Annotated in this window: 8 protein-coding genes; 1 reads left to right on the forward strand and 7 read right to left on the reverse strand. The window is 71.5% G+C overall.

What is annotated here, in order from left to right; all coding sequences use genetic code 11:
* Positions 1-153: 153 nt before the first annotated feature.
* Entirely contained in the window at positions 154-2,328 is a 2,175-nt protein-coding gene (locus tag ACZ3H8_RS07290) for an ATP-dependent DNA helicase UvrD2 (RefSeq protein ID WP_467398561.1), read from the reverse strand.
* 204 nt (positions 2,329-2,532) lie between these two features.
* On the opposite strand from ACZ3H8_RS07290, the gene ACZ3H8_RS07295 reads away from it, so the two are divergent.
* Positions 2,533-2,775 carry a mycoredoxin gene (locus ACZ3H8_RS07295; RefSeq protein ID WP_307661262.1) on the forward strand — a complete coding sequence of 81 codons (243 nt, stop codon included), beginning with the start codon at positions 2,533-2,535 and terminating at the stop codon, positions 2,773-2,775.
* Positions 2,776-2,787: 12 nt separating this feature from the next.
* On the opposite strand, the gene nudC is transcribed toward ACZ3H8_RS07295, so the two are convergent.
* The 6 genes from nudC to ACZ3H8_RS07325 all read right to left on the reverse strand — a co-directional run bounded on the left by nudC (position 2,788) and on the right by ACZ3H8_RS07325 (position 13,683).
* The gene (gene nudC, locus ACZ3H8_RS07300) at positions 2,788-3,753 is read right to left on the reverse strand and encodes an NAD(+) diphosphatase (RefSeq protein ID WP_467398563.1); all 966 of its coding nucleotides are present in this window, start codon (positions 3,751-3,753) and stop codon (positions 2,788-2,790) included.
* Between the two features lie 37 nt (positions 3,754-3,790).
* Positions 3,791-5,188 (reverse strand): dipeptidase, encoded by a 1,398-nt coding sequence (locus ACZ3H8_RS07305; protein WP_467398566.1) that lies wholly within the window; start codon positions 5,186-5,188, stop codon positions 3,791-3,793.
* A 10-nt stretch (positions 5,189-5,198) separates the two neighbouring features.
* Positions 5,199-8,645 (reverse strand): UvrD-helicase domain-containing protein, encoded by a 3,447-nt coding sequence (locus ACZ3H8_RS07310; RefSeq protein ID WP_467398568.1) that lies wholly within the window; start codon positions 8,643-8,645, stop codon positions 5,199-5,201.
* A 101-nt stretch (positions 8,646-8,746) separates the two neighbouring features.
* Complete coding sequence (locus ACZ3H8_RS07315; protein ID WP_467398571.1) at positions 8,747-9,679, reverse strand: hypothetical protein; 933 nt, start codon at positions 9,677-9,679, stop codon at positions 8,747-8,749.
* Between the two features lie 84 nt (positions 9,680-9,763).
* Positions 9,764-13,165 carry an ATP-dependent helicase gene (locus ACZ3H8_RS07320; protein WP_467398573.1) on the reverse strand — a complete coding sequence of 1,134 codons (3,402 nt, stop codon included), beginning with the start codon at positions 13,163-13,165 and terminating at the stop codon, positions 9,764-9,766.
* A gap of 158 nt (positions 13,166-13,323) precedes the next feature.
* Positions 13,324-13,683: an MGMT family protein gene (locus ACZ3H8_RS07325; RefSeq protein ID WP_467398575.1), complete on the reverse strand. Its 360-nt coding sequence runs from the start codon at positions 13,681-13,683 to the stop codon at positions 13,324-13,326.
* Positions 13,684-13,715 lie beyond the last annotated feature (32 nt).

The raw sequence follows: 13,715 nt of genomic DNA on the forward strand, positions 1-13,715 counted from the left end.
CTCTCGGCGTCTAAGGGACCGGCCGGAGCCAGTCACGCGTATTCGGATAAGTACAGCACGAGGACAGGGCTTCAGAGAAGTCGCTGTTCCCGTGGTTAAGAACCTATGGGGCTTGCTGGGGCGGGCGCAAACTATTTTTTCGACGAGTTTGTATCAGTCGTCTTCGCCGTCCCCCACAACCTCCTGACCTGCACAGATAGTCAGCACATCGGCTCCGAAACGCTCGAGCTTGCGTCCACCGACACCGGAGATCTGAGCCAACTCCCCCTCGCTGCCCGGCACGGCCTCGGCGATCGCCATCAGTGTCTTGTCGGTGAAGACGCAGTACGCGGGCTGGCCCAGCTCCTTCGCCTGGTCCGCGCGCCAGTCGCGCAGGCGTTCGTACAGCGCCTCGTCCATGTCGGAGGGGCAGTCCTCGCAGCGCATCAGTTTCATCTCGCCCGCGTCGGTGAGCGTCTTGCCGCAGACCCGGCACAGCACAGGACCTCGCCGCTTGCGGCGGCCGCCGCTGCCGCGCTCGATGCCACCGGCACCGCCCGCGCCGCGTGCGCCGGGTGCCACGGAGCCCGGCCGCATCCCGTTCAGGAAGCGGGTGGGCCGGCGGGAGGCGCGGCCGCCGGGTGAGCGGGACAGCGCCCAGGAGAGGCAGAGATGGAGCCGGGCCCGCGTGACGCCGACATAGAGCAGCCGGCGCTCCTCCTCGACCTGCTCATCGGTCTTGGCGTAGGTGATCGGCATCATGCCCTCGGTGAGGCCGACCAGGAACACGGCGTCCCACTCCAGGCCCTTCGCCGAGTGGAGCGAGGCGAGGGTGACGCCCTGGACGGTGGGGGCGTGCTGGGCCGCGGCGCGCTCGTCCAGCTCGGCCACCAGATCGCCGAGGCTCGCGTCCGGCTTGACCCGTACATAGTCCTCGGCGAGGCGGACCAGCGCGGCCAGAGACTCCCAGCGGTCGCGCACCGCTCCCGATCCGGCGGGCGGCTCGGTGGTCCAGCCCTTGGTGGAGAGCACAGCCCGGACCTGGGACGGGAGGTCCCCGGCGTCGTCGAGCAGGGAGTCGTTGCCACCTGCGCGGGCCGCGCCGCGCAGGGCGACGCCCGCCTCCCGTACTTCCTGGCGTTCGAAGAAGCGCTCAGCGCCGCGCAGTTGGTACGGGACTCCTGCATCGGCGAGCGCCTGCTCGTAGACCTCCGACTGGGCGTTGATCCGGTAGAGCACGGCGATCTCGCCGGCCGGGACGCCCGCGGCGATCAGGTCGCGGATCCGACGGGCGGTGCCCTCGGCCTCGGCCGGTTCGTCCGCGTACTCGGTGTAGGCGGGGTCGGGGCCGGCTGCGCGCTGCGAGATCAGTTCGAGGCGGTGCTCGGCGGCGCGGCCGTGGGCCTGGCTCAGCAGGCCGTTGGCGAGATGGACCACCTGGGGGGTGGAGCGGTAGTCACGGACCAGCTTGACGACGGTCGCACTGGGGTGGCGGGTGCGGAAGTTCAGCAGGTGGTCGGGGGTGGCGCCGGTGAAGGAGTAGATCGTCTGGCTGGCGTCGCCGACAACGCAGAGGCTGTCGCGGTCGCCGAGCCACAGGTCGAGCATCCGCTGCTGGAGCGGGCTGACGTCCTGGTACTCGTCCACCACGAAGTGCTGGTACTGGCGGCGGATCTGGTCGGCGATGTCGTGGCGGTCCTGGAGGATGCCGACCGTGAGGAGCAGGACATCCTCGAAGTCGATCACCGAGCGGTCGCGCTTGAGCTGCTCGTACATCCCGTAGATCTGGCTGACCTCGGCCGGGTCGCGCGGGGCGTCGCGGTGCGATTTGGCGACCGCGGCCGGGTAGTCGGCGGGCACGGTCTGGGTGACCTTGGCCCACTCGATCTCGCTCGTGACGTCCCGCAGCTCATTGCGGTCGAGCCGGATGCGGCAGCGGGCCGATGCCTCGGCGACCAGCTGGATCTTGCGCTCGAGGAGGCGGGGCATATCGCCGCCGACCGCCTTCGGCCAGAAGAACTGGAGCTGGCGCAGCGCGGCTGAGTGGAATGTACGCGCCTGGACGCCGCCCGCGCCGAGCTGGCGCAGCCGGCCGCGCATCTCGCCCGCGGCGCGGTTGGTGAAGGTGACGGCCAGCACACTGGCGGGCTGGAGTATGCCCGCGCGCACTCCGTACGCGATGCGGTGGGTGATCGCGCGCGTCTTGCCCGTGCCGGCGCCTGCCAGCACGCACACCGGACCGTGCAGGGCCGTCGCCACTTCGCGCTGCTCGGGGTCGAGCCCGTCGAGCACCGCGTCCGCCGACTCGGGGACCTGCGGGAAAAGAGAGGAGTGCGTTGCTGCTGTCACACCGCCATGCTGCCAGGTCGGCAGAGATGGGTGCGGCAGTTGTCCACAGGGGGGCCGGGGGCGGTCGTACTAATGCGGGAATGGCGGCCAGATCACGTACGTTCTACGCCGTGCGAACACGCATGAGCACGCATCGAGCGCGCACGAGCGAACTCGCACGACCGAGACGAACGAGACGGACGAGACAGAGGAGCGCGAGAAACCATGCAGGGGACTGTGACGATGTACAGCACCACGTGGTGCGGCTACTGCCGTCGGCTGAAGAGCCAGATGGACCGCGAAGGCATCACGTACAACGAGATCAACATCGAGCAGGACCCGCATTCCGCGGCCTTCGTCGAGAAGGCCAACGGGGGCAACCAGACCGTCCCGACCGTGCTCTTCGCGGACGGTTCGACGCTGACCAACCCCTCGCTGGCCCAGGTCAAGCAGAAGATCGGCGTCTGAGCGGGGGACCGCTCAGGCCACATCTCCGGGCTTCGGCAACGGCTTGCCGTACCAGAGCTCGATCAGGCGGGCCGCAATCGAGATCCCGTAGGGAGGCAGCACCTCCCCGGACTCGAATGCGGCCCGCAGGTCTTCCCGGGAGAACCAGCGTGCCTCGTGGATCTCTTCGCCGTCGACGTCGATCTCGGAGGATGTCGCCCGCGCCATGAAGCCGAGCATCAGGCTGGACGGGAAGGGCCAGGGCTGGCTGGCGATGTACTCGACCTCGCCGACCGTGACGCCCGCCTCCTCGAAGACCTCGCGACGCACCGACTGCTCGATCGACTCCCCCGGCTCGACGAAGCCCGCCAGCGTGGAGAAGCGCCCTTCCGGCCAGTGCACCTGGCGGCCCAGCAGCGCGCGGTCCTCCTCGTCGGTGACAAGCATGATCACGGCGGGGTCGGTACGGGGGTAGTGCTCGGCCCCGCATGCCTGGCAGCGGCGGATGTGGCCCGCGGCCGCGATGACCGTGCGCTCGCCGCAGCGTGAGCAGAAGCGGTGCAGCCGCTGCCAGTTCTCCAGTGCGACGGCGTGCACCAGGAGTCCCGCGTCGCGCGGGGAGAGCAGCAGTCCGGCCTCGCGCAGGCCTGCGGGGCGGGCCGACTGGTCCATGCGGCCGGGCAGGGCGTCCTTCTGCAGCGCGAAGTAGCGCACGCCGTCTTCGTCGGTGCCGAGGAAGTAGCGGTGGGTCTCGGTGAGGGGGGCCTCGAAGGCCGGGGTCATGACCAGTTCGGTGCGCCCGTCGGGGGTGTCGTCGACCAGCACCTGGCCGCCCGAGACCACGAAGACCCGGGTCGTCGGGTGGCTCCACGCCGCCGACAGCCAGGCCTCGTCGAGGCGGTGGTGCGCCTCGCGATCGATACCGCTCGGCACGGTGAGACCGATCGGCGCGGTGAGATCGATCGGGCGGTGTGTGGTGCCGTTGCTGGTGGTGCTCACAGGTACTTCCAACTCCCCCGGGTGGATTGGATGGCAGTTAGCGGAGGGCGGCGGCGAGGTCGCCCCACAGGTGGGCAGTGGTCTCCACACCCTTGATGAGCAGGTCCAGTTCGACCTTCTCGTTGGGCGCGTGCCAGCCGTCGGACGGTACGGAGATGCCCAGGAAAAGCACGGGGGCCGCGAGCACGTCCTGAAGATCCGCGGCGGGACCGGATCCGCCCTCGCGGGTGAAGCGGATCTTCCGCCCGTCGAAGGCGCGGCTCATCGCCCGTACGACCGACTGCAGGGCGGGGTGGTCCAGCGGCGTCAGACAGGGGCGGGTCGAGGCGCCGAAGGTGATCTCGTGGCGGATACCGGCCGGCACCTGGGCCGCGACCCAGTCGCCGACAGCCTGCTCGATCTTCTCCGGGTCCTGGCCCGCGACAAGACGGAACGTGAGCTTCAGCTGGGCGGACGACGGGATGATCGTCTTGCCGCCGGGGCCCTGGTAGCCGCCGCCGATGCCGTTGAGCTCGGCCGTCGGGCGGGCCCAGATGCGCTCCAGCGTGGAGTAGCCGGCCTCGCCGAGCGTGGCGTGCGACTTGGCGGTGTTCAGCCAGGACGCCTCGTCGAAGGGGAGCTCGGCGAACAGCTCGCGCTCGGCGTCCGTGAGCGGCTCGATGCCGTCGTAGAAGCCGGGGATGGTGACGTGCTCGTCGGCGTCGTGCAGCGCCGCGACGAGACGGGCGGCGACGGTGGCCGGGTTGGGTACCGCGCCGCCGAACGAACCGGAGTGGATGTCCTGGTCGGGGCCGTACAGCTCGATCCCGCAGTCGGCGAGGCCGCGCATGCCGGTGCAGACGGTGGGGGTCGTCTCGGACCACATGCCGGTGTCGGACACGATCACGGTGTCGGCGGCGAGGCGGGTGGAGTTGGCCTCGACCAGGGCGCGGAAGTTCGGCGATCCCGACTCTTCCTCGCCCTCGACCAGCAGCTTGAGATTGACCGCGGGGGCGGTGCGTCCGGTGGCGGCGAGGTGGGCCCGTACGCCCAAGGTGTGGAAGAAGACCTGCCCCTTGTCGTCCGCCGCGCCGCGCCCGTACATCCGGCCGTCGACGATCTGCGGCTCGAAGGGGTCGGTGTGCCAGCCGTCCTCACGGGTGGCGGGCTGGACGTCATGGTGGCCGTAGACCAGGACGGTGGGCGCATCCGGGTCGCCGGAAGGCCACTCGGCGAAGACCGCGGGGGCACCGGGGGTGGGCCAGACCTCGGTGACCGGGAAGCCGGTCTCCTTGAGCTTGGCCGCGAGCCAGTCGGCACTGCGCCGGACGTCCGCGGTGTGGTCGGGCTGGGCCGACACGGACGGGATGCGCAGCCAGTCGGCGAGGTCGTCCAGGAAGGCGGCGCGGTGTTGCTCGATGTACGTACGGACGGCGCTGTCCGGGGTGTCGCTCATGTACCTGAGCCTAACGGGCGCGGGTGACCGTCTCGTCGGCCGTCTCGCCCAGCAGGATGCGCTCCAGCTCGGCGCGGGCGGGGAGAGGGTCGGGGCGGACGATCTCTCCGGTGCGTACGTAAACGAACGCGGCGTTGACGGCTTCGAGGGGGAGGTCGTGCTGCTCGGCCCAGGCGAGCCGGTAGATGGCTAGCTGGAGGGGGTCGGCGGTGTTTGTGCGGCTGGTCTTCCAGTCGACGATTTCGTACGTCCCCGTCGCCTCGTCTGCCGTCCCCTGTGCCGGCTCGTCGCGGTAGACGGCGTCGATACGGCCGCGGATCACGCGGCCCGCGAGGGTGAGCTGGAACGGGGACTCCACGCGGTAGGGCGTGCGGCGGGCGTACGGAGTGCGCTCGAAAGCCTCCTTGAGCGCGGCCAGGTCGCGCTCGTCCGCGATCTCGGGGTCGTCGGCGTCACCGCCGGGGAGTTCGTCCGGGCCGAGCATCGGAAGCGGGAGCTCCTCGAACCGCGACTCCACCCAGGCGTGGAACCGCGTGCCTCTGCGGGCCGCAGGGTGCGGGGGGTGCGGCATGGGGCGGGCCAGCTCCTGGGCGAAGCCGTCGGGGTCGGCGGCGAGGCGCATGAGCTGGGAGGCGGAGAGGGAGGGGGGCAGGGCAACGTCTCGGACGGTCGCGCGGCTACGGCGGAGCTCACCGGCGAGGGCGTCGAGGTCGCGGTCCCAGGAGGCGATGGTGCGGGCGTCTTCGGGGGTGGGGGCCGCCGCCTCAAGAGCGTCGGCTTCGCGGCGCGGGTGTGGCAGGTCGGCCGCAGCGACGTCCGGGAGTTCCGGCTCGTCCCAGGGGTCGTCCCAGTCCGGCTCTCCCGGCTCGGACAGGAACTCCTCTGTCTCGGACAGGAACTCCTCCGCCTCGGACGGGGGCTCGTCCGGCTCCGACTGGGGCTGGTCCGGCTCGGACAGGAGCTCCTCCGGCTCGTCCAGATACGCCAGCACCGTGTCCGCCGCGGCGCGGCGGCGCATCAGAGAAGTCGCGTCCAGCGGCAGGGGCCAGGCCTGGTCCGCCGTCGTTTCGTACAGGGTCGGGTTCTCCGCGTCCTCCTCCGGTTCGTCCGCCCAGATCTCGATCTCGCCGAAGCCCTCCGCGCAGTGGTCGTACAGCGCCTGCAGGAACAGCGAGGGGCCGCGGCGGCGCTTCTGGGTCGGGCCCCACCAGTGGGCCGAGCCCAGGAGCAGGGAGCGGGGGCGGGTGAAGGTGACGTAGCCGAGGCGCAGTTCCTCCGTGTGCTGGTGGTCCTTCATCGCGTCCTTGAAGGACTTGAGGCCCTTGGCGTCCCAGGACTCGACGGAGGGAAGGGTGGCTGCGTCGCCCCGCAGGGCGTGCGGCAGGACCTTGGACTGGGAGGTCCACGCCTCGCGCGCCTGATCGTTCGGGAAGTGCTTGGCGACCAGGCCCGGGACCGCGACCACGTCCCATTCCAGGCCCTTGGACTTGTGGGCCGTCAGGACCTTGACGGTGTTCTCGCCGCCCGGAAGGGCGTTGTCCAGGCCCTTCTCGTACTGCGCGGCCGTACGCAGGAAGGCGAGGAAGGCCAGCAGGGTGGCCTCCCCGTCCACTGCCGCGAAACCGGCCGCCGTGTCAAGGAAGTTAGCGAGGGTCTCGCGGCGGCGGGCGGCCAGGGCGTTTGGGGACGCGGAGAGTTCGACCTCGAGGCCGGTGGTGGACAGGACGCGGTGCAGGACGTCCATCAGCGGGTCGGCCAGGGAGCGGCGCAGGTCGCGCAGTTCGGCGGCGAGGCGGGCGAAGCGGACCCGGGCCTCCGCGGAGAAGGGGAGGTCGACGTCCTCCCCGTCCGCCGACTCCAGGAACGTGTCCAGCGCGTCGGCGAGCGAGATGACCTCGGCGGGGTCGGTGCCTTCGACGGCCGCGGCCAGCCGCTCATCCGGATCCGTCCCGTCGGACGAGGCGCGGTGGACCAGCAGCCGGGCCCGGCGGCCCAGCAGGGCCAGGTCGCGCGGGCCGATCCGCCAGCGCGGCCCGGTGAGCAGACGTACGAGAGAGGCGTTGGCCCCCGGGTCCTGCAGGACCTCGCACATCGCGACCAGGTCGGCGACCTCCGGCAGGTGGAGCAGCCCGGACAGGCCGACGACCTCGACCGGGACGTCCCTGGCGACGAGCGCGCCCTGGATCTCGGGGAAGTCGCCTGCCGTGCGGCACAGGACCGCGATCTCGCCCGGCTCCTTGCCCGTACGCACCAGGTGGGCGATCGAGTCGGCGAGCCACTCGATCTCCTCCGCGTGGGTGGGGAGGAGAGCGATGCGTACGGACCCGTCGCGCTCGGCGCCCGGGGCGGGCCGCAGCGCCTCGACGCCCTCGTGCATGGCGCGCAGCGGGGCCGCCAGGCCGTTGGCGAGGTGCAGCAGGCGACCGCCGCTGCGGCGGTTCTCGCTGAGGGAGAAGCGGGTCGCGGGGCGGCCGTCGGGGTACGCGAAGTGCGCCGGGAAGTCGTCGAGGTTGGCGACGGAGGCCCCGCGCCAGCCGTAGATGGCCTGGCAGGGGTCGCCGACCGCGGTCACGGCATGACCGGTGCCCTGGCCGAACAAACCGGACAGAAGCAGCCGTTGGGCCACCGACGTGTCCTGGTACTCGTCGAGCAGCACGACCCGGAACTCGTCCCGCAGGATGGCTCCGACCTCGGGCCTGGTGAGCGCGAGTTCGGCGGAGAGCGCGATCTGGTCGCCGAAGTCGAGGAGGTCGCGGGCGCGCTTGGCCTCGCGGTAACGGACGGTCAGATCGAGCAGCTCACGGCGGGCCGCGGCCGCCTCGGGCACCTTGCGCAGTTCGGCGTTGCTCAGCCGGGCGTTCTCCAGGGTGCGCAGCAGCTCGGAGTCGTACGCGCCAAGCTGCTCCGGACGTACGAGATGCTCCGCGAGCTCCGCGTCGAGCGCCAGCAGATCGCTGACCAGGGACGGAAAGGACCTGGTCAGCGAGGGATACGGGCCCGGCGCCTCGCGCAGCACACGCGCGGCGAGCTGGTAGCGGGTGGCGTCCGCGAGCAGGCGCGCGGTCGGCTCCAGGCCTATCCGCAGCCCGTGGTCGGTGAGGAGCTGCCCGGCGAAGGCGTGGTACGTGGAGATGCGCGGCTCGCCAGGAGGGTTGTCCGGGTCGATGACGTCGGGGTCCGTCACCCCCGCCCGCACGAGAGCTTTACGGACGCGCTCGGCGAGCTCGCCCGCCGCCTTGTTGGTGAAGGTGAGGCCGAGGACCTGCTCGGGGGCGACCTGGCCGGTCCCCACGAGCCACACCACCCGCGCGGCCATCACCGTCGTCTTCCCCGAGCCGGCACCGGCCACGATCACCTGCGGGGCGGGCGGCGCGGTGATGCAGGCCGTCTGCTCCGGGGTGAAGGGGATGCCGAGGAGCTCTTTGAGCTGCTCGGGGTCGGTGATGCGTGCGGTCACCTCAGAGAGGCTAATGGGAACCACTGACAGCGATGGTCCCCGCCGGTCTCAACCGCCTCGGGCGGGCGTCGGGCGCGGCCTCGGCCTCGTCGTCGGGGGCGTCAGGCTTCGGGGCCGGACCCGGCCCCGAAGCCGAAAATGAAACTGAAGCCGAGGCCGAAGCGGGAGCCGGTGCCGGTGCCAGACCCAGGGCCCGCGCTCAAGCCCGTGCCCAGCTTCTCCAGGTCGACGACCTGGTCGGCCGGCGGGGCCACGGCCTTGACCGGCTTGTTGTAGTCGGAGAAGGTCATCGTGCCAGGCCCGTCACCGCCGGCCCTGACGACCCTCATGAGGTACGGCTCACCCTTCTTGGCCACGTACATGATGATCGTTTCGCCGCCGGGCTTCTTCTTCACGAGGGTCGTTGTGGGCACAGAGTTGACCTTGGCATCGGGTCCCTTGGTCATCCCCTGACGCTCCGACGTGTCCTTGTCCCTCTCGGCGAGCATGGCCTTGAGGTCACAGACGCCGCCCATGGCCTTCGCGCTGCCCGCCGGCATCTTGATCCAGCGGTCCTTCACCAGCTCGACGACGCCTTCGCCGTCTGTGCCGGGCGAGCTGCTCTCGCTGAGCGAGGCGCGCCAGAATTTCTCGTTGCCCTTCATGTACAGGACCTTGCTGACCTGGCGCAGCTCGGAGCTGCCGCCGCCGAAGCCCAGCTTGCCCGTACATGCGCCTTTGTTGTCCACCGCAAGGTCGACGGACGCCCGCTCGCCCTCGCTGGTGACCTGGCCCGCCATCCTCATGGACCGGGCCGCCTGTGTGGCCGCGACGGCCCTGGCCGCGATCTGATCGGCGGTCAGGCCGGTGAGGTCTGTGGGTGCCGTGCTGGTGACGGCCGCCGGTTCCTGCTCCCCCTCCTGCTTCTGCTGCTCCTTCTTCTCCTCGGAGGCGCTCTTGACCTTGATGTCGCCATCGTTGGAGCAGCCCGCCAGCGCAGCGGTCGCGGCCGAGAAGACCACCGCCGTAACCAAGGACTTCCGTTTGGCCGCCATGTGTCTCCCCTTGCAGGTCCGCGTGTCGCCTTGTCGTCATTTATTGGATGCATGCAAATGCGGCAATGCGCGACAAAACACCGCTCATTCCACTATTTGGCGGCCTTCCGGCTGGGCGCTGCACGAGGAACGGAACGTGCAGTGGGTGCAGTGCTGCCCCGCGCTCGGGGTGAAGCGCTCATCGAGTACGCGGCCGGCGGCGGTGGCCAGCAGCTCGCCGACCCACTCCCCCGCGAGCGGCTCCTGCGCCTGGATCCTCGGGAGGGCGTCACCGCCCTCCTTCTTGGCGGCGGCCTGGCGCAGTTGTACGAGCTCGGCGCCGCCGGGTTCGGGGCGGCGGCCGTCGAAGGCCTCGTCCACGGCGCCTTCGCGCACGGCAAGCTGGTAGACGGCGAGTTGAGGGTGCCGGGCGACCTCGTCCCGGGTCGGCGTCTGCTTGCCGGTCTTGAAGTCCACGACGTACGCGCGTCCTTCGGCGTCCTGCTCTACGCGGTCCATGGAACCTCGGATGCGTACCTCGTACTCGCCGGCCTCCAGGGTCACGTCGAAGTCGTGCTCGGTCGCGGCGGGGGCTCGGCCGCCGCGGTCCATGACGTGCCAGCGCAGGAAGCGTTCGAGCGCCACGCGCGCGTGCTCCTTCTCCTGCTGCGACTTCCATGGCGCGTCGAAAACGAGCGCGCTCCAGACGGAGTCGAGGCGCTCCATCAGAACGGCCAGATCAGCGGGGGTCTGTCCGGAGGCGACCTCGTCCGCGAGTACGTGAACGACGTTGCCGAACCCCTGGGCGGCCGTTGCGGGGGTGTCCGCCTTCACCTCGCGCCCCAGGAACCACTGGAGCGCACAGGTGTTGGCCAGCTGGTCCAGTGCGCTGCCGGAGAGGGTGACGGGCTGGTTCCGGTCCCGCAGGGGGAGCCGGCTGTGGGTCGGCTCGTACAGGCCCCACCAGCGGTAGGGGTGTGCGGCGGGCACGAGCGGCTGGCCCTCGTCGTCGGCGAGCGCGGCGAGGCGCGCGAGGCGGCGGGCGGCGGCGTCGCGCAGCGCGGGTGTCGCCTGCGGGTCCACGGTGGTGGCGCGCAGCTCGGCGACGAGCGCGGCGACGGCGAGGGGGCGGCGGGGGCGGCCGGTGATGTCCTTGGGTTCGACGCCGAGTTCGGTGAGGAAGCGGGAGGGCTGGTCGCCGTCGTCGGCGGGTGCCTTGACGGCGGTGACGACGAGGCGGTCGCGGGCGCGGGTGGCGGCGACGTAGAAGAGCCGGCGTTCCTCTGCGAGGAGGGCACCGGGGGTGAGGGGCTCGGCGAGCCCGTCGCGCCCGATCCTGTCCGCCTCCAGGAGCGAGCCCCGCCGTCGCAGATCGGGCCAGAGGCCTTCCTGTACGCCGGCGACGACGACGAGGCTCCATTCGAGGCCCTTGGAGCGGTGGGCGGTCATCAGGCGTACGGCGTCGGGTTGGGTGGCTCTCCTGGCCAGGGTGTCGGCGGCGATGTCCTGGGCCTCGATCTCCTCGAGGAAGTTGAGGGCGCCGCGGCCGCCGGTGCGCTCTTCGGCACGGGCGGCGGTCTCGAAGAGGGCGCAGACGGCATCGAGGTCGCGGTCGGCATTGCGGCCGGCCGCGCCGCCGCGGAGGGCGGCGCGTTCGAGGCGCTGCGGCCAGGGGGTGCCGGCCCACAGCTCCCACAGCGCCTCTTCGGCGGTGCCGCCGCCTTCGAGGAGCTCGCGCGCCTTACGCAGGAGCGCGCCGAGCCGCTGCGCGCCGCGGGCGTACGCGGGGTCGTGCGCGACGAGGCGCTCGGGCTCGGCGAGGGCGCGGGCGAGGAGCTGGTCGGAGGGTGGGGGTACGCGATTGCCGCCGGCGCGCTCCTCGTCACGAAGGGCACGGCCGAGGCGGCGGAGGTCGGCGGCGTCCATGCTGCCGAGGGGGGAGGTGAGGAGGGTGAGGGCGGTCTCAGTGCTGAGCCAGGGGGTGGTGGGGTCGTCCGGCGCCTCCCCCGCAGTGTCGGCCGCCTGCCCCGTAGTGTCGCCGCCCCGTTCCGCAGTGTCGGCTGATTGCGCCCTCTGCGGCTGCGTCGCCGCCGTAGCCACCGCCCGCAGTGCCGTCAGCAGCGGGGACACCGCCGGTTCGTGGCGCAGAGGGACGTCGTCGCCGTCGATTTCCAGGGGGACGCCCGCAGACGCCAGGGCGCGGCGCACCGAGGGGATGGTGCGGCCGCCCGCGCGGACCAGGACTGCCATGTCGTGCCAGGGGACGCCGTCCTCCAGATGGGCCCGGCGCAGGATGTCCGCGATGTTGTCCAGTTCCGTCGAGGCCGTCGGGTAGGTGTACGTCTCGACCCGGCCGCCCTCCCGGACCGCGCCCAGCTCCCGGTGCGCCCGGACCTTCTCCGACGGGAGGCGGGGCAGCGGCATCCGGCGGGTCAGCAGCCGGGTCGCCGCCAGCAGGTGCTCGCCACTGCGCCGGGACGTCGTCAGGACCGCCACGTCCGCCGGGCTGCCGTTCGCGTGCCGGAAGGCATCGGGGAAGTCGAGGATGCCGTTCACGTCCGCGCCGCGGAAGGCGTAGATCGACTGGTCCGGATCGCCGAACGCGACCAGCGTGCGGCCCTGCCCGGCCAGTGCCTGGAGCAGCTGTACCTGGGCCGGGTCGGTGTCCTGGTACTCGTCCACGAACACCGCGTCGTAGGGGAAGTCGTAAGGCGAGGCGACCCGCTGGGCAAGCAGCACCGCCCGGTGCACCAGTTCCGCGTAGTCGAGCACTCCCTGCAGGTCCAGGACGTCCAGATACTCCGCGAGGAACGACGCGGCCGCCCCCCAGTCGGGGCGGCCGGTACGGGCCGCGAAACGGGCCAGGGAGTCGGGGCCCAGGCCCAGTTCACGGCTCCGGGCGAGCACCGCTCGTACCTCGTCGGCGAAGCCACGCGTCGTCAGGCACGCCCGCAGCTCGTCCGGCCAGTGGTTGCGCGCCAGCCCCTCCGCCTCCAGGTCAAGCTGGCCCGTCAGCAGCTCGCGTACGGCGACGTCCTGCTCGGGACCCGACAGCAGCCGCAGCGGCTCGGAGAACAGATCGGCGTCCTGGTGCGCGCGGACCAGCGCGTAGCAGAAGGAGTGGAAGGTCGTCGCCTGCGGCCCCTGCGCGCCGCCGAGCCGCAGAGCCATCCGGTCACGCAGTTCCACCGCCGCCCTGCGACTGAAGGTGAGCACCAGGATCCGCTCCGGATCCGTCCCCTTGGCCACCCGCGCGGCGACCGCCTCCACCAGCGTGGTGGTCTTGCCGGTGCCCGGACCCGCCAGGACGAGCAGCGGACCGTGATCGTGGTCAACCACCGCGCGCTGACTTGCGTCCAGCAGAAGGGGATCCACGGGGCTCGGCGGGGTACGCACCAGTCGGTACGCGCCCGGGGTCCTTCCCCTACGCCCCTGCGGGCGTGGGGGGACCCCCTGGCGTACCTGTTGCTGGTACGTCGTACGCCCTGTGGTGGAGGAGGAGCTCACGTGGATCGCCGGTCCTGGTGGGTGTGCTGGTGGTGATGGAGCGGTTCGTGCCGCGCGCTGACGACGCTACGCCAGCGCGCTACCGCGACGCAGTGAGTCCGGCGCGTACTCCGTACGGTCGGCAGAGCGCCCGCGCGACCGCCAAATGGCGGAAGCTGTCATATGTGAGCGCTGTCGCCGGCACCACCGCCGCCGTCCCATCGCGCGCGCTTCATGTCGAGGCGCGGCACGTGGCCCTCGGCGCTGCGCGCGGCCTCGCGCAGGGGCGTCCCCTCCGTGCGGTAGTGCTCCAGGGCACGCAGCTCATGGCCGGGCAGCAGCGCGCCGTCCGCGCGCACGACACGCCACCAGGGCACGCCGCCGCCGTAGAGGGACATCGCACGGCCGACCTGGCGCGGCCCGCCGTCCCCGAGCCACTCGGCGACGTCGCCGTACGTCAGCACCCGTCCCGGCGGAATCAGCTCGGCGACTTCGAGCACCCGCTCCGCGTACTCCGGCAGTTCTTCCATCCGGTCCATCCTGCCGTACGCCACCGACAACGACCCGGACA

The organism is Streptomyces sp. NPDC002868 (genome assembly GCF_055563295.1).